16 protein-coding genes, 1 tRNA gene and 1 rRNA gene are annotated in these 15,641 nt (G+C 41.2%); 10 read left to right on the top strand and 8 right to left on the bottom strand.

All coding sequences use genetic code 11. From position 1 onward, the window contains the following. The first annotated feature begins 35 nt into the window (after nt 1-35). The 6 genes from larC to ARCPR_RS05600 all read left to right on the top strand — a co-directional run bounded on the left by larC (nt 36) and on the right by ARCPR_RS05600 (nt 3,903). On the top strand, nt 36-800 hold the full coding sequence (gene larC / locus ARCPR_RS09370; RefSeq protein WP_052294191.1) for a nickel insertion protein: 765 nt from the start codon (nt 36-38) through the stop codon (nt 798-800). After that, nucleotides 778-1,440, top strand: a complete 663-nt coding sequence (gene radB / locus ARCPR_RS05580) for a DNA repair and recombination protein RadB (RefSeq protein WP_012940507.1) — start codon at nt 778-780, stop codon at nt 1,438-1,440. Before larC ends, radB begins: the two co-directional genes overlap by 23 nt. 50 nt (nt 1,441-1,490) lie before the next feature. Next, a 5S ribosomal RNA gene (gene rrf / locus ARCPR_RS05585) occupies nt 1,491-1,612 on the top strand. A 66-nt stretch (nt 1,613-1,678) separates the two neighbouring features. Continuing rightward, nucleotides 1,679-2,539: a coiled-coil protein gene (locus tag ARCPR_RS05590; protein WP_012940508.1), complete on the top strand. Its 861-nt coding sequence runs from the start codon at nt 1,679-1,681 to the stop codon at nt 2,537-2,539. Between the two features lie 33 nt (nt 2,540-2,572). Further along, entirely contained in the window at nt 2,573-3,529 is a 957-nt protein-coding gene (locus ARCPR_RS05595; RefSeq protein WP_012940509.1) for a potassium channel family protein, read from the top strand. Beyond that, nucleotides 3,526-3,903, top strand: coding sequence for a toprim domain-containing protein (locus tag ARCPR_RS05600; RefSeq protein WP_012940510.1), 378 nt, complete (start codon nt 3,526-3,528; stop codon nt 3,901-3,903). Before ARCPR_RS05595 ends, ARCPR_RS05600 begins: the two co-directional genes overlap by 4 nt. Here ARCPR_RS05600 and pyrI read toward each other — a convergent pair. After that, nucleotides 3,872-4,333, bottom strand: a complete 462-nt coding sequence (pyrI, locus tag ARCPR_RS05605) for an aspartate carbamoyltransferase regulatory subunit (RefSeq protein ID WP_012940511.1) — start codon at nt 4,331-4,333, stop codon at nt 3,872-3,874. The two genes, ARCPR_RS05600 and pyrI, sit on opposite strands and share 32 nt — an antisense overlap. Next, nucleotides 4,330-5,229 (bottom strand): aspartate carbamoyltransferase, encoded by a 900-nt coding sequence (gene pyrB, locus ARCPR_RS05610; RefSeq protein ID WP_012940512.1) that lies wholly within the window; start codon nt 5,227-5,229, stop codon nt 4,330-4,332. The genes pyrI and pyrB overlap by 4 nt, the downstream gene beginning before the upstream one ends. Nucleotides 5,230-5,305: 76 nt before the next feature. On the opposite strand from pyrB, the gene ARCPR_RS05615 reads away from it, so the two are divergent. Next, the gene (locus ARCPR_RS05615; protein ID WP_012940513.1) at nt 5,306-6,376 is read left to right on the top strand and encodes a DUF373 family protein; all 1,071 of its coding nucleotides are present in this window, start codon (nt 5,306-5,308) and stop codon (nt 6,374-6,376) included. After that, nucleotides 6,351-6,974, top strand: coding sequence for a metallophosphoesterase (locus ARCPR_RS05620; RefSeq protein WP_012940514.1), 624 nt, complete (start codon nt 6,351-6,353; stop codon nt 6,972-6,974). The genes ARCPR_RS05615 and ARCPR_RS05620 overlap by 26 nt, the downstream gene beginning before the upstream one ends. Here the strand turns inward: ARCPR_RS05620 and ARCPR_RS05625 are convergent. Genes ARCPR_RS05625 through ARCPR_RS05640 form a run of 4 tightly spaced genes read right to left on the bottom strand, consistent with a single transcriptional unit; the run spans nt 6,934 to nt 11,660 of the window. After that, complete coding sequence (locus ARCPR_RS05625; RefSeq protein WP_012940515.1) at nt 6,934-8,097, bottom strand: LL-diaminopimelate aminotransferase; 1,164 nt, start codon at nt 8,095-8,097, stop codon at nt 6,934-6,936. The two genes, ARCPR_RS05620 and ARCPR_RS05625, sit on opposite strands and share 41 nt — an antisense overlap. Before the next feature lie 29 nt (nt 8,098-8,126). After that, nucleotides 8,127-9,266 carry a citrate/2-methylcitrate synthase gene (locus tag ARCPR_RS05630; RefSeq protein WP_012940516.1) on the bottom strand — a complete coding sequence of 380 codons (1,140 nt, stop codon included), beginning with the start codon at nt 9,264-9,266 and terminating at the stop codon, nt 8,127-8,129. Next, nucleotides 9,266-10,786: an AMP phosphorylase gene (locus tag ARCPR_RS05635; protein ID WP_012940517.1), complete on the bottom strand. Its 1,521-nt coding sequence runs from the start codon at nt 10,784-10,786 to the stop codon at nt 9,266-9,268. The genes ARCPR_RS05630 and ARCPR_RS05635 overlap by 1 nt, the downstream gene beginning before the upstream one ends. Before the next feature lie 31 nt (nt 10,787-10,817). Then, a complete protein-coding gene (locus tag ARCPR_RS05640) occupies nt 10,818-11,660 on the bottom strand; it encodes a D-aminoacyl-tRNA deacylase (protein ID WP_012940518.1) in 843 nt (280 codons plus the stop codon). A gap of 73 nt (nt 11,661-11,733) precedes the next feature. On the opposite strand from ARCPR_RS05640, the gene ARCPR_RS05645 reads away from it, so the two are divergent. Together ARCPR_RS05645 and ARCPR_RS05650 are read left to right on the top strand one after the other, a co-directional pair. Further along, nucleotides 11,734-11,808 (top strand) — tRNA-Arg (locus ARCPR_RS05645). Nucleotides 11,809-13,067: 1,259 nt separating this feature from the next. Next, nucleotides 13,068-13,352, top strand: a complete 285-nt coding sequence (locus ARCPR_RS05650; protein ID WP_012940519.1) for a hypothetical protein — start codon at nt 13,068-13,070, stop codon at nt 13,350-13,352. A gap of 28 nt (nt 13,353-13,380) precedes the next feature. On the opposite strand, the gene ARCPR_RS05655 is transcribed toward ARCPR_RS05650, so the two are convergent. Both ARCPR_RS05655 and ARCPR_RS05660 read right to left on the bottom strand, forming a co-directional pair. Next, complete coding sequence (locus tag ARCPR_RS05655; protein ID WP_012940520.1) at nt 13,381-13,626, bottom strand: hypothetical protein; 246 nt, start codon at nt 13,624-13,626, stop codon at nt 13,381-13,383. A gap of 10 nt (nt 13,627-13,636) precedes the next feature. Continuing rightward, the gene (locus tag ARCPR_RS05660; protein ID WP_012940521.1) at nt 13,637-15,640 is read right to left on the bottom strand and encodes a BREX system Lon protease-like protein BrxL; all 2,004 of its coding nucleotides are present in this window, start codon (nt 15,638-15,640) and stop codon (nt 13,637-13,639) included. Between the last annotated feature and the right edge of the window lies 1 nt (nt 15,641).

Consider the following 15,641-nt stretch of genomic DNA (forward strand, 5'->3'; position numbering starts at 1 on the left):
CAAGTATTAAAAAGGGTTGTGTTGCAATGCAAACGATGAAAGTCGTGATAGATTTTGACGAGGCGAACGAAGATTCTTTGAGAAAAGCTTTGAGGAAAGTTTTTAATGTTGAGGGAGATTTGGAGAACATATTCAAAAGCTTGTCATATTCGTTCGATTTGCGTTTAACAGCTTTACCAATGCCTAAAGACAGTAGAATTCTTAGGGAATTGAAAGGATTTAGGATCGATTTGAGAAAGAGTTGCGAAGATAGAGTCATAGAGCTACTCGCAAGATACTGCAAACCAATCGAAGATTTTACAGTCGGTGATGTTTATGAATGTGAGGGTATAAGGATAATATTATCGGACGATCTCGAGGATCTGCTAGTCTTGGAAACCAACGTTGACGATACGACTGGAGAAGTTTTGGCTTATGCAATGGAAGAAATCTTGAAAGATGCAGTTGATGCGTACATTTTTACCTGTATTGGGAAGAAGGGCAGACCCTGCTTCATGCTTAAAGTTTTGAGTGATGAGAGAAAAGCTATGGATATTGCCAAAAAGATGTGCAGAGAGTTACCCACACTGGGGGTTAGGATTTACAAGGTTAAAAGGTACAAGGTTGATAGGAAAACGATTGAAAAGACTGTAGAGCTTTTTGGAAAGGAATTTAAGTTGAGAGTTAAAGTTTCGAAGGTCTCTATAAAGCCCGAGTTTGAGGATGTGAAGAGGATAGCTAAAGAGCTCAACAAGCCTTTACCGCTCGTTTACAGGGAGATAGTGAGGAGGTTAAACCATGAAGATTCCAACGGGCAGTAGGTGTTTGGACAAGCTTCTCAGCGGAGGATTTGAAAGCGGAACAGTTACACAGATATTCGGTGCAAGCGGGACTGGAAAGACTTCTATTTGTCTGATGTCGGCTTACAGTGCTGTAAGTCAGGGTTATAAGGTAGCATACATAGATACTGAAGGGTTATCCCCGGAAAGAGTGAGCCAGATATTTGTGGATAAGGATAAGCTGAAAGAAGTCTACATCCACGACGTCATAGATTTCAAGCAACAGAGTGCGGCAATAAAGGAGCTTGCAAAACTTTGCAAAGAATTTGAAAATCTAAAGTTGGTTATAGTGGACTCGTTTACATTCTTATACAGAAGCGAGCTTGAAGATTTGGAGAAGCAGATGAAGGTAAAGAGGGAACTTATAGCCCAGTTAACCTTTTTATTAGGCTTAGCAAGGAAATTTGATTTAGCTGTTGTAGTAACCAATCAGGTCTTTACAGATGTAAGAACTGGAGAAGAGAAGCCGTTAGGAGGCCCCAGCATAGATCATATCTCCAAAGTCATAATAGGTTTGGAAAAGCTTAACGATAAGAGGAGAGCGACTCTAGTTAAGCACAGATCAAAGCCAGAAGGGGAAAGCTGTGAGTTTAGAATTACAGATAGGGGTATCGAACCTTGATATTACCACTCAAAGAAAATGTTTAAATACCGCTGAGTGGTAGCAACCTTGCCGACGGCCATAGGGGTCGGGGAAACACCCGGACTCATTCCGAACCCGGAAGTTAAGCCCGACCCCGTTCCGCGTGGTACTGTGTTCCGAGAGGGCACGGGAAGCGCGGAAGCCGTCGGCATTCAAAAAGTTTTTAAATTGAGTCCCCAGCTTGAACCTTTAGTAACAACGTATAGGGCTGTCGACTATGACGTTAGAGAAATTGGAGGAACGAAAGGAGCAACTGGAAAGGGAATTACAAGAGCTTATAGCGAAGAGGGATGAATTAAACGCAAAGGCTAAGGAGTATAGAGAGAAGAGGAATAAGCTGAACGAAGAGGTAAAGGAGCTTTTGAGCAAGGCTAGAGAATTAAAAGCTAAGAGAGACGAACTGAATTCTAAGGCAAGAGAGTACAAAGCTCAGAAGGATGAGTTGTACAGACAGGTTGACGAACTCTATAAGAAGCTTGACGAACTTAGGAAGAGCATAGACAGGGGTGGAAGACCTCTCGGCGAGATTGAGAGAGAGATTAGAAGGTTGGAGTTCATCCAGCAAACTTCTGTCATGACTCTCGAAAGAGAGAGAGCGTTGGTCGAAAGAATTGCAAGGTTAAGGAGAGAGCTTGAGGAGAGAAAGGCTCAGCTAGAGAAGCATGCTGAGTTTAGAGCCTTAATATCTCAGATAAGAGAACTCAAGGAAAAGATAAGGGAAATCAGGGAAGAAATGTTGAACTACATCAAGGAGGCTGACAAGTATCACGAGGAAATGCTCGAAATTCTCAAGCAAGTTGATGAGGAGAGAAAGATGGCTGACGAATATCATGAAAAGTACATACAGGCTAAGAAAGAGGCTGACAGCTGTCATGCAAGAATTCAGACCATAAGGAGAGATCTAAAGGATCTAGACAAGGTTATAAAGGCTCTAAAGGCAAGGGTGGAGAAGTCTAAGGAGTACAAGGAGAGAGAAGAGCTCATGAGAAGAGCAAGAGAAATCTACGAGATGTTCAAGAGAGGAGAAAAGATCGAGACAGAAGATTTACTCATACTCCAGAGAGCCGGTCTAATTTAAACTTTTTAAAGAACGTTTTTCAAATTCCAACCAATGAAAGATATTAGAAGCTCTATCATTCAGATACTACTACTTCTAGTAGGCACTATAGTTGCTGGAACCATAGCTTATCATGTTGTAGAGGGAAGAGACTGGTTTGAATGCCTGTATATGACTGTTATAACTATCACTACCACCGGTTACGGAGAAATATGGGAGATGAGCATTTACGGAAGAATAATTTCGATGTTTCTTATGTTCTTCGGCGTCGGGATATTCTTTTACTCCATCAGCTTAATAACTCCCATACTTCTTGAGATGAGGTTGAGAAGGTGGGAGAAAATGCTTGAGAAGATGCGCGATCACTGTATAGTTTGCGGTTACGGCTTAATGGGGAGAGAAATTGCAAAACAGCTACCAAAGGACAGAGTTGTTGTAGTCGATATAGACGTGAACAAGGTGGAACTTGCGAGGGAGGAGGGATACGTAGCTGTTCATGGAGATGCCACCGACGATACGACACTTGAAAAGGTTAGAGTTAGGGAAGCTAAGTCGATAATATGTTGCATGAACGATTCTAACAACGCATTTGCAGTGATAACGGCAAAATCTCTAAATCCTAATATAACTACCGTTGTCGTTTTGAGAAATCCCGATGCTGAAAAGAAGGTGAGGAGAGTTGGTGTAGATTACTTGCTTTCACCGTACAAAGACACTGCTATGAAAGTCTACGCTTTAATGAGAAAGAAGGCTAGTGTCGAGTTCGTTGAGACGATAATAAGCGGTGGAGAGATGCTTGGTTTGGAAAAGGTAGTTGTAGATGAGAAGCTTGCGGGTAAAACTCTGAAAGAACTCGATTTGAGGAGAAAAACTGGTTGTATAGTCGTTGCAATAGTTAGGGGAAAAAACGTTATAGTACCTTCAGCGGAAACCATGCTTGAAAAGGGAGATATAATGTTCGTCATAGGAACGGAAGAATCGTTAAAGAAGTTTATGGAGATGCTATCATGATAAACTACGGAGATTTCATAAAAGCTCTTGAGGAGTTAATAGAAAGGGCTAGAGATGGAGCGGTTGTGCTAGTTGAGGGTAGGAGAGATGTTAAAGCTTTGAGGGAGTTGGGGGTTGAGGGTAAGATTTTGCCAATATCAAATATTCCAAGAGCAAAACTGATAGAACTCGTTGAAGGCGACGTGATAATACTAACGGACTGGGATGAGAAGGGAGAAAGGTTAAAGAGGGAAATATTTGAGAAGCTTCTGAGTAACGGAGTGGTTGCAGATGTAAGTATAAGAAGGAAGATATTTTCAGCTGTGAACGTGACTGAAGTTGAGGATTTGGCAAAGCTTGTCTTTAAATTACACACTCATCCACGTCCTTTATGATTCTGTTGCAGTAGTAGCACCTCGCAATGACCTTATCATTCTTCAATCTGATGTAAAACTTGGGGGTTATTATCTCACCACTGTTTGTTATGCAATTCCTGTTGGGACATCTCAGTATTCCCTCTATGAATTCGGGTAGCCTCACCTTAAACTTCCTCTTAACTTCGTAATCTTCTATCAAATTTATTGTTGCCTTTGGAGCTATGAGGGCTATCTTGTTAAGCTCTTCATCCCCTATGAACTTGTTGGCAACTTTCACTATATCCTTCTTACCCATCTTCTTGCTCGGAACGTTCATTGCGAGTGTAACAGTATCTCTACTTCCAACACCTATACCCAATATTCTCAAAACTAGGAGAGCCTTTCCAGCGTTTATGTGGTCTATCACCGTTCCCTTTTCAATCTTGCTTATTACAAGTTCCTTCTTCATAACAACACCTCACACAGTATCGCCATTCTAACGGGAACTCCGTAAAAGGCTTGATCAAAATACTTAGCATGTTTAGTCTTATCGACACTGACATCTATTTCATCTACTCTTGGAAGGGGATGCATAATTATCAAATCTTCTCTCGCTCTCTTCAAAGTTTCAGCCGTGATTCTGTAACTTCCAGCCACCTTCTTATATTCTTCTTCATCAGGAAATCTCTCTTTCTGAATCCTAGTGACGTAAAGGACATCAATCTTATCAATAACCTCATCGAGCGTAACTTCCTTGGCCTTTATCTCCTCCAAAAACTCCTCTGGTAGTCTCAAACTTTCCGGGCTTATGAGGTAAATCTCGTTGTTGAAGAGGTTTAAGGCTTTTATAAGTGAGTGGACAGTCCTAGAGTACTTAAGATCGCCCATCAGAGCTACCTTAAGTCCTTCAATCCTACCGCACTCTTTCATTATCGTGTAGAGATCTAAAAGGGTTTGAGTTGGGTGTTGCCCAGCTCCGTCACCAGCATTTATTACCGGAACCTCAGAGTGCTCCGAAGCGAACCTTGCTGACCCCTCGAGAGGATGCCTTATCACGATTACGTCAACGTATTTACTTATTATTCGAACTGTATCAGCCAAACTCTCTCCCTTCGCTATACTGCTAGCTTCCTGAGCTGTCATGTTTATCACATCGCCTCCTAACCTTTTCATCGCAGTTTCGAAGCTCATCCTTGTTCTCGTAGAAGGTTCAAAGAAGAGATTTGCCAGAATTTTTCCCTCTAGCAATTTCGATCTTTTCAATCCTCTTGCAACATCCTCAAACTCTTCAGCCCTCTTAAGTATGTGCATTATGTCATCCTTACTGAGGTCATCTATTGATATGAGATGCATGAACCTCGCCATCTGAGACTGTTACATCAGGTAATTGATATCTTTTGCTCAACGTAAAGGATAATATAGTCATCAACGAATTTGAGATGTGGTTGAAAAAATAGTGCTGGTAATCGACAGGGATAACGATTTGGGATTTAAAGCTGGAGTGCCGTCACCTGTCGTCGGTAGGCAGTCCAATCTAATTTCTGCAATAAAGCTAGCCGAAATTGATCCTGAAGATTCTGATCTGAACACGATATTCGGCGCTATAAAGATATACGACGAGTTGAAGGCTAAGGGTGAAGATGTTGAAATAGTTACGGTCTGTGGGGATCAGAAGGTTGGAGTTGTCTCGGATGAAAAGATCGCCGAGCAGTTGGACTTCATCAAGGATAAGCTCAATGCAAAAAGTGTGATAGTTGTTACGGACGGTAGTGAAGACGAGTTCGTTTTACCGTTGGTTGCATCGAGGTTTAAGATAGACGGGGTTAAGAGAATAGTTGTCAAGCAGAGCAAAACTATAGAGAGTACGTACTATCTCATAAAGAGAATGCTTGAAGATCCCAAGGTAGCAAGGAGTACACTAACACCTCTGGGCATAATACTGCTTGTGTATGCCGTATCACTATTCATGAGAAGTCCGGAGTTTGGTATAGGTAGTATAGCCCTAGTGCTTGGCCTCTACTTCTTAATAAAGGCTTACGGACTCGAGGACACTTTAGAAAACTACTTCTCAACTCTAAAGAGGTCGTTACTCGAAGGGAGATTCTCATTCGTTACTTACGTAATTGCTCTGATATCCTTCATCGTGGGGTTAATTCAAGGAATTTACTCTGTGTGGGTTGCGACTTTGGGAGAGACAGTTCCCGGTATCGTAACGCTCATAGCTATATTCATAAATTCTACAATCTGGTGGATAGTCGCTGGCGGTATCTTCGTAGCGATGGGTAAGATATTTGACTGCGTAGTAGAACATAAGAGTTTCAGAAAGTTCATTTCAATAATATTCCTCCTGACTTCGGCTGGGCTGGTACTTTGGGGTTTTTCAGAGTTCTTTATAAGCTTGGGAGAAGGGAGAAGCTACTTAAAACTCGTTCAACCGTTGATAGGTGCCATAATTTTAGGGATAATAGGACTTATCCCTCTGAGGTATGAGAGCGGAAGTAGTACCAGGTGAACCGGCCCTAATTTTAAGGGGAAGAAAGAGAATACTGATAGTTGCGGATCTGCACATCGGTTTAGTCAGATATGTAGATGAGAATATCGTTAACAAGCTCAGAGATCTGGCAAACGATGTGGGAGCTGACGAGGTAGTAATCCTAGGTGACCTGAAACACAGCTTAGGTTACGATAGAAGGGTCGAAAATCTGCTGAGAGATTTTGATTTCATCCTCGTTAAGGGAAATCACGACGGTGGACTCGAGGGTGAGAAAGAGTTGAGGATTGGAAAGTTTCATCTAATTCATGGTCATTTCAAGCCGAAAGATTTTGGAGATTTTTTGATTGTGGGGCATGCTCACCCATCGATTTATCTGTACGGTGTTAAAGAGAGGGTGTGGATTTTTGGTGAATGGAAAAATAGGAAGGTAATTGTAATGCCCGCATTCAACGAACTGTGCTCGTCAACCCCCATAAATTTGAGAAGGCCTGCAGGATTTCTGTTCAGAGAGTGGGATTACTCAAATGCTAACGTTGCCACCTTGGACTGCGTAATGCTTGGAAAGGTCAAAGATCTCAAAGTTCAATGTTCTTCAACCTTTCGACAGCTTCAGTGATAGTTTTAACATCTCTTGTCAGTGCAAATCTAACAAATCCTTCACCGTGCTCTCCGAATCCGACTCCAGGAGTAACGATTATCCCTGCAGAATCTAAAAGCTTCTTCGTAAACTCAATGCTCGTATATCCTTCAGGAACTTCGCACCAGACGTAGAATGTCGCCTTTGGTTTCTCGACGTTCAAACCCAACTCTCTCAATCCCTCAACAAGTGCATCCCTTCTCTCCTCGTAGACCTTGCATATGCTTTCTATCACGCTGTCATCGCTTCTCAAAGCCACTATACTGGCCTCTTGAACAGCCTGAAAGACTCCACTATCGACATTAGTCTTAACCTTCAGTAAACCTTTGAGTATCTCCGAATTTCCTACGGCAAATCCAATACGCCATCCTGTCATGTTGAATGTTTTCGATAGCGAGTTGAACTCTATACAAATTTCGAAGGCATTATCGACTTCCAGAAAGCTTTTGGCTCTGTAACCGTCAAATGTTATCTCGCCATAGGCAAAATCGTGGGCGAGTATTATGTTGTTGTCAATACAGAAGTCGACAGCCTCTTTTATGAACTCCTTTTCGGCAACGGCCGAGGTGGGGTTGTTAGGATAGTTCAAGAACATTATCTTAGCTTTTTTAGTCACATCTGAGGGAATTTCGTCAAAATCTGGGAGGAATTTGTTCTCCTTTCTGAGAGGTATTCTGTAGGGTATACCGTCAGCCAGTATTGTTCCGGCATAGTAAACAGGATAGGCTGGATCTGGAACTATCGTATAATCTCCGTCGTTCACATAGGCTAGAGGCAGATGCGCTATTCCTTCCTTCGATCCTATCAACGCTATAACCTCTCTCTCCGGATCCAACTTTACACCCTTCCTCCTCTCATAGAATTCTGCAACCGCTTGCCTGAATTCGAGCAAGCCTTCATAAGAGGGATACTTGTGATTCTCAGGCTTCTCTACAGCTCTCTTCATAGCCTCTACTATGTGCTTCGGTGTCGGCATATCGGGGTCGCCAACACCAAAATCGATGACATCGACACCTTCCTGAATTTTTCTTTTCTTCATTTCATCTATCTCAGCGAAGAGATACTTTGGTATCTTGTTCAGTCTTTCAGAAAGTTCGAACATATCCTCACCCCAAAAATTGGATATATAAATTAACCTCTTTCTCTCAGCGGGATGTATTTCTTCCCTTTTTCACCTATATAGAGCGCACGAGGTCTTATTAGCCTGTTGTTAACGTACTGCTCTATTATATGAGCCGTCCACCCTGCAATTCTCCCCATTGCGAATATAGGTATGAACAGATCGTCTGGTATTCCCAAGCAAGCGTAGACACAGGCTGAGTAGAAGTCAACATTTGGTAGAAGTCCTTTATGCTTGTAAACAGCCTTAGCCACCTCTTCAGCTATTTCAAACCATTTTGAATCCTTCATTTTCGCCAACTTCTTAGCCAAATTCCTCAATTCGATTGTCCTTGGATCCATTACGTTCCTGTAAATTCTATGTCCAAATCCCATTATTCTCTCCTTTCTTTCGAGCTTCTTCAGTACGTACTCCTCAGCTCTCCAAGGGACTGCTATCTCTCTCAACATCTCTATTACCTTCTGAGCGGCTCCTCCATGCAAAGGACCCATCAGAGTACCAGTTGCGGCAACAACACAAGCGTACATGTCAGCTAAGGTTGATGCTGCAATCCTTGCAGCGAACGTTGAAGCATTAAGTTCGTGATCGGCATGAAGGATCAAGTCAACATCCAAAGCTCTAGCCTCTATTCTGTCCGGAACTTCTCCCTTAAGCATGTATAAAAAGTTCTCCGCATGACCCAGATCCGGATTTGGATGAACTAGGTTTTGCCCGGTCCTTATCCTGTGGAAGTAAGCTATTATTGTTGGAATCTTGGCTATTAAGCTCTTAGCCTTCTGAATACTGTGCTCATAATCCATAAAGTGCTTCTCCTTGTCCATCGAACCCAAGTAAGATATCGCAGTTCTCAAGACGACCATTGGATGTGTGAAAGGAGGTAGATGTGTGAGCAAACCGATTATCTGTGCCGGAAGATCTCTCAAATCCTTTAGCTCCTCTTCAAATGCTTTAAGCTCTTTTTTCGTTGGTAGTTCTCCGAACAGCAGTAAGTAAGCGGTTTCCTCGTAGGTAGAATACCTTGCCAGATCGTGTATGTTATACCCCCTATACTCCAAAACGGCTTTGCCATCCTCTATGTCAACCCTACTTATCGAAGTCTTGCACGCGATAATACCTTCCAAACCCTCCTTAATTTCCACGTTCATTTTCATCACCTCATCCACCTGTAGGATGGATACCTTTCGAGTATCATGCCCGAAACTACCACAGGTGGCTCTTTGAGAGCCACTTCTATAGCCTTGTCAAGCTTCCACTCCTTCTCTGCATATATTCTGAAAAGAACATCACCCTTCTTAACGTGAAATCCTCCTTTCTTAAAGAGCAGTACTCCCGCACCCTTATCTTTCGGTGCTCCAGCAGCTCTCGCAACTTTAACTATTCTACTGTTGTACACCTTTGCAACTGCCCCATCTATGGGGCTAATAACATCGTACGTTTTATCTCCGATGGGGATATCGTCAGACCTCACATTGGGATCTCCGCCTTGTGCCTCAACGATCTGCTTAAACTTTTCCAGAGTTTTCCCAGATTCGAATATCTCCTTCGCATACTCGTATCCATTTGTAGTTTTTCCAACCATCTCAAATATTATTCCAGCTATTCCCAAAGCCTTCTCCATCAAGCTCTTTGCTCCTTTCCTTTCCTCCATAGCCTTTAAAGCTTCCCAAGCCTCTAAAGCCGGGCCTACAGCCCTACCGACCGGTTGACCACCATAGGTTATAGCACAGGTAACATTCAAGCCCAAACGCCTTCCCAGCTCCACAAAATCGTTGGCGAGCTTCTTCCCCTCTTCAACATCTGGAACCTTGGAGCCCTCACCAACCGGCACATCTATTACAACATGTTCAGCTCCTATAGCCCCTTTCTTTGCCATAACACTTGCTAAAAGCTGTGATCTTGGATCTATGGCTAAAGGATACTCAACCCTTATTATCTTATCGTCAGCGGGAGCTATGTTCGTTGCACCGCCCCATGCAATTACTCCACCAACTCTAAGTGTTATCTCCTTTATCTCCTCTATGCTCAGGTTAACGTTTGCTAGTACTTCCATGGTATCAGCAGTTCCACTTGCAGATGTTATAGCTCTGCTTGCTGTTTTAGGTATTAGAAGACCAGCTGAAGCTACAGTCGGTACTATTATCAAGGAAATCTTGTTACCGGGCACACCTCCTATGCTGTGCTTATCTACGACTATCCCCTCCTCGAAATCAATAGTTTCCCCTGTCTCTATCATTGCCCTCGTCATCCACTCGACTTCATCTAGATCCATTCCATGCACATAGCTAGATAGAACGAAAGCTGTTAGCTCTACTTCAGTAAGAGCATCATTTACTATGTCCCTAACTATCTCGTATATCTCCTCTCTCGTAAGCTTATGACCGTCGAGCTTCTTTCTTATATACTCAAAAGATGCGGGCTTTGGTATCGGTATTACATCGACCTCGCTACCATCCTCAACACCTAAATCCTCTGCCGATTTCAGACAGATACCAATGTAGCCCTTCTCGATAAAGCCCAAAGCTATTTGGACCGTAGCCGTTAAGTACTTCCTCCCAGCTACCAGCCTAACTCTATCACCTTCAAATACTCCCAACTCTTCAGCATCACTCTGATTCATTATGGCGAGGGGTCTAACGCTTTTTATTGGTATTATTTTAGCTATGAGCTTCATAATCGACCAACTCTCGATGATTTTTTAAAATTTAGCCTTCGAGTTTGAATTCTCTTTTAACGAACTTGCTTCTCAATACATCGATTTTCAACTTTTCAGCGACATTTTTGATCAAATTCTTAACGTTAGAAGTAACCGACTTCTCGTCTATGACGATGTATTCTGCATCGCTTATTTTAACCGCTTTTTCAATTATCTCCTCGTTGAGATGTGGAAATGTGTACTTGGCGAAATTGTGACCGAATGTAAACTTTGTTGAAATCATTATCTCTGTCTGTCTTGGAACGTAATGTGTTCCACCTATGCCGATGGCAATTATCCAATCCTTCCTCTCATCCTTCACAGCTTCTATCATGCTCTCAGCAACTATCTCTCCAGCCTTTTCATTCTTCCAAGCTTCTTCGGTAGATCCAATCTCGTAGAATGCTGAAGGTGTTTGGATTTCTGATGGCCCATGATGGGTTGCTTCGAGTGTGAATTCAAAATCGGGCAGTTCATTAATCCTTTTAATCAAGGCTAAGGTGTAGTTTTTCATCGTTATCGGCGAAGGCTTAGCCAAGGAATATGTTTTACCTCCGTAATCTGCGGTTCCAACGTTCCCGGAAACGTGAACCGTTAATATATTTCTTTCATCCTTGCTACTGTGTCTGGAAGCGAAGAGAATTTCCTCGAAGTTCAAACCTAGCTTTTTAAGTCTTTCATCCAAGTAATCTGCGTATATCAGTCTTTCGTCAACTTTTATAATTCCTATGTCTTCTGTGTAGTAAAAATCGTAGTCTCCAGCCTTTTTCTTCTCAAAATCCAGCATAGTGAGTAAATTGTTCATGATGTTCATCGAAGCTACGTCTTTCGAACTGCAAACTATCAGGTGCATGAACAAAATATTTGATATGTATTTAAAGTTTGGAGAGTAACGTTTTTAAATTCTGCTAACCTCTTTCAGCTTAGGGCCCGTGGCTCAGCATGGATAGAGCGACGGCCTTCTAAGCCGTAGGTCGCGGGTTCAAATCCCGCCGGGTCCGCTTTGCCGTTATTTTCAAGCTTTACGGCTTCTAAAACCTTAACTTCGAAAAAAGCCGATAGATTTCTGATATGTCTCTTAGCTAACTCGGCTATGTTTTTATCTACGTAGAGTGTTAAATTCACCTTATTGCTTTTCGGCTTAGGCATAATATATCCACGTGGAGATAAAATAAAAGCTTTTCGAAGATGAATAACTTGAATTTAGCTATATAAAAATAGATGATACAACAAACTTAGTCAATCGTATAAGCTAAGCTATTTTTATTCAGCTATCTTGTAAAATTGCTATGAGTTGAAGGTTTAAGGTAGGATGTAAAGTAACATGATAGCTTAAGATGAAGCCGTTATAACAGGCTGAAAATTAGCTATTTCCTAAGAGATTTAACCTAATAAAGCCTTATGATAGCTTTAATTAAAGCTCTCTCGTAACTCCTTTTAAGGAAATAACCAATATTAGCAGAGTAAATATTAACTTAGAGAAGAGATTTAACGTCAATCTAACCTTTAATTCCACTTGGATCATTCATATATTACTGGCTCGGCTCGGTTGTCGGTTCGGTTTGGTTAGGTATTATCATAGCTACTATATAGCTATATTATGTATAATAATAGCTATAGCTAATAGCTATTCTATATAGTAGCTATAATAGCTATAGCTTAAGCTATCATATTAACCAGCCAGCGAGCCAGCCGAGCCGATCTTATTATGAATAAAATCAGTTAGAAAAGAAGGGTTATAAAGAGAGATATAGGTTAAAGCTAAAATATAAGCTAAGCTAATACTATTTCTTTCCTTGAGAGAAGGCTTTAGACAGCTACTATATTTTAGCTTTATATGTGAAAATGCTATAAAGATTTAGCTTAGTTAGTGTATATGGTATGTGATCAAACAAACTTAGACATTAAACATTAATATCATAAGAGCTAAACAATAAAAGAAAGAAATAAATAATGATAACACAATATATCAATTCTACTATGGTTAAAAAACTATTTAGAATGTAGTCATTAGCTAATTTAAGCTTATGCTAAATTATAGTTTCAAGCTGTAAAATTCTTACCTAACTGCTTTAGAACCTATAGTTAGCAAGAAAACAAATTAGAAATTAAACATTGTCACATCAACAATCCAAGTTAAGAGATAAGCTTTATAATTTCATATAGCTTTTAAAGTTATAATTTAGCTTATTACTATTACATAAGCATAAGACTTAAGTATCTTTCGCTCCTACTATCATCGTTAGGAGGTGAGCATGCCGTGAAAATGATGCTAAAAGATAGAAGAGGATTTACAGCAATTGTAGGAGTAATTGTTCTACTAGCCTCAATCATGATCGGTGGTATAGTGTTCTCACAGTTAGGCTACCAAGCCAAGAGCATAGCTAACCAAGTAAACGATAGCTCTGCAGTAAACTTCATTGAGCAGGCTATCACCACAGGATGGTCAGCACTTAACATGTTCATAATTGGAGCGGTAGTCATGTCAGCTGGATTCATCCTTGCTCTCTTAGTCGCATGGGGTAGAAGTAGTAGCGAGATGTAAACCTAATTTTTTCCTATTTTTAAAAAAGTTATAAATTCAAGCCATGCTTAAGCCTGTTATCAATTTTCACAGCTTTCCTTATGCAATATAGCTGTGTTCCAAGCCAGAAGCGGTAAGGACAGTAACTATAACGGTAAAATAGCGGGCAATACCAGCATTCTGTGTAATGGATAGGCTTGCCTAAGCCATAAGCCTTAATAATCTCTGAAGGCTTAACCTTCAAGTTATGCCTTCTATTGTTCTTTTCTCGCTTAACTTCTCTCAACCAAGCCATAGCTCTCACCTCAAGCTATAGATTTAGCTTTAGAATTACCACAGCTAATAAAATCTTGAGAAATAACACCTACAGCTTTAGCTACACTAACCATAGGCAGATTTAGCTGATTAGCTATTTCTCTAACAGTATATCCCCTACTCCTAAGCTCTTTGACTTTAGCCATCTCTTCAGCCGATAAAGGCTTGTCCGTAACCTCTGATATAAGCTCTTCAGCCGGCTTATCGACGGTGTAACCCTTAAGCTCTCTCTCAAGCTCTTCTTTGCTCATGCCTTCCGGCACTATAACACCTACGCCAGCTTCTACTAATGGAATAGCGTTAAGCTTTGGCAAAACTATGCTCATACCTTCCTCTAGAATATGGTAAACCTTACCGTCCACTCCCATGAAGGTTCTAAGCTTTGGGCTACAGTAATCGATGATCTTAACCGTAACGTATTCAATAGCCTCATCTTCAGTAGCTGAGTTTTTGGCTGGCTTAGCTTCAGCTGTAGCTAAATTTTCAGCTTGCTCTGAAAAATTAGAAGAAGGTGAGCTGTTTTCATCCTTTGGCTTGTCCTCAGTCAGCAGGTCTTCAATGCTCTCCCTTTTGATGCCGAAAGCATCACCGACATCAAAGCCGACATCAGTTAGCTTATCCTGTTCCTTGAGCTTTGTCGTATTATGACATTTATCAGAGCTAATAGATTCAGTTATATTAGCTTTCTTAGCTACTAAGCAATCCCAAAACGTTAGCTCACCGTTTACCAGTTTTTCTATCAAGCCTTCATCGTTTTCAAGCTCTTCAATCTGCAACATCTTAACTATAGCCGATAGCACTTTAACAGCTCTCTCTGTTCTGCTCTCTACTTCTCCAAGCTTAAACCATCTTAAAAACTGCTCTCTAAGTAGCTTAATTACTCCTCTGGCTACAGCTGGCTGTAAAATTAGAGTTAAGCCGTTATCATCTATGTTTATATCCCTGAGAATTTGATAGCTTTCTCTTAGGAATTCAACGTATATCAGCCTATCCAAGAAGGCTGGCACATTAGCGTTTTTCAAGCTGGCTTTTAGGATATTCTCAAGCACTTGAACGGCTGTAAGCTTCTCAGCTAAGCCATAGCTGGCTAAGTCTTTGTTATTGCTGTTACCCATAAAGCAATAGCTGACAGCTTTCTTAACGCTTAGCTCTTTCTTTGAGCTTACCTCCCTTCTGTAAATCCCTTGCTCCATGCCAGTTAGCAAGATCGGAAATATAGCTTCAAATCTATCTTTGAAATCGCCAGCTATCTTATCAAACTCATCAATAGCTATTATGTCAGCTCTCTTAACTATTCCATAAGTGCCTAACCTTGCATCACCGATAAGCTTGGCTATAGTCGGGATTTCTTCACAGTAGTAAGCATTAGCTAAGCTTTCGAGCATTTCAAAGGTTGAGCTTTTGCCAGTTCCAGCCTGCTGAAAGCTCACAACATGAACGCCAGCTATCTTATTTCTGTCGTAATACTTGAAGAGGGTTAGCAATCTTGGCAATGTTACAGCTATAGCCTCTTTAGTCGGCTTATAGCCTAAGCTTAGCATGAGTAAATCAATCGGCTTATGCTCTTTCAGTAGCTCCTCAGCTGTCCTTAAATCATAATCAGCTCTGAAGAACTGTAGCTTAGCCGTTTTAACTATAACCCCTCTCTTACTTGGAACTAAACCGTTAAGCTTAGCCTTAATGTAAGTAGAGCCGTTAGCTTTAGAGATTAGCTCGATTAATTCATCGGTAAGAGGAGCTAAGACCTTGCCAGCTGGCAGGTCAAAGATTATTAGCTCTTTCTCCGTATTGAGATGATAGTTCTGATCAAGCTTAAAAATGATTGATTTGCCTTGCTTTGCCCTTAGCATTAGACAGGCTTTGTCTTCGCAAGCCTTTATCATAGCTCTAAGCTTTTCCTGATCTTCTGGCTTGAATGCTTTGAATGTGCTAACCAGGTGTTCCGGCAAATCTTCGTAATAGAGCTTAAAAGAAATAAGAGGTAGCTCGCTCATG

Origin of the sequence: Archaeoglobus profundus DSM 5631, assembly GCF_000025285.1 — an archaeon.
Lineage (GTDB): Archaea > Halobacteriota > Archaeoglobi > Archaeoglobales > Archaeoglobaceae > Archaeoglobus_B > Archaeoglobus_B profundus.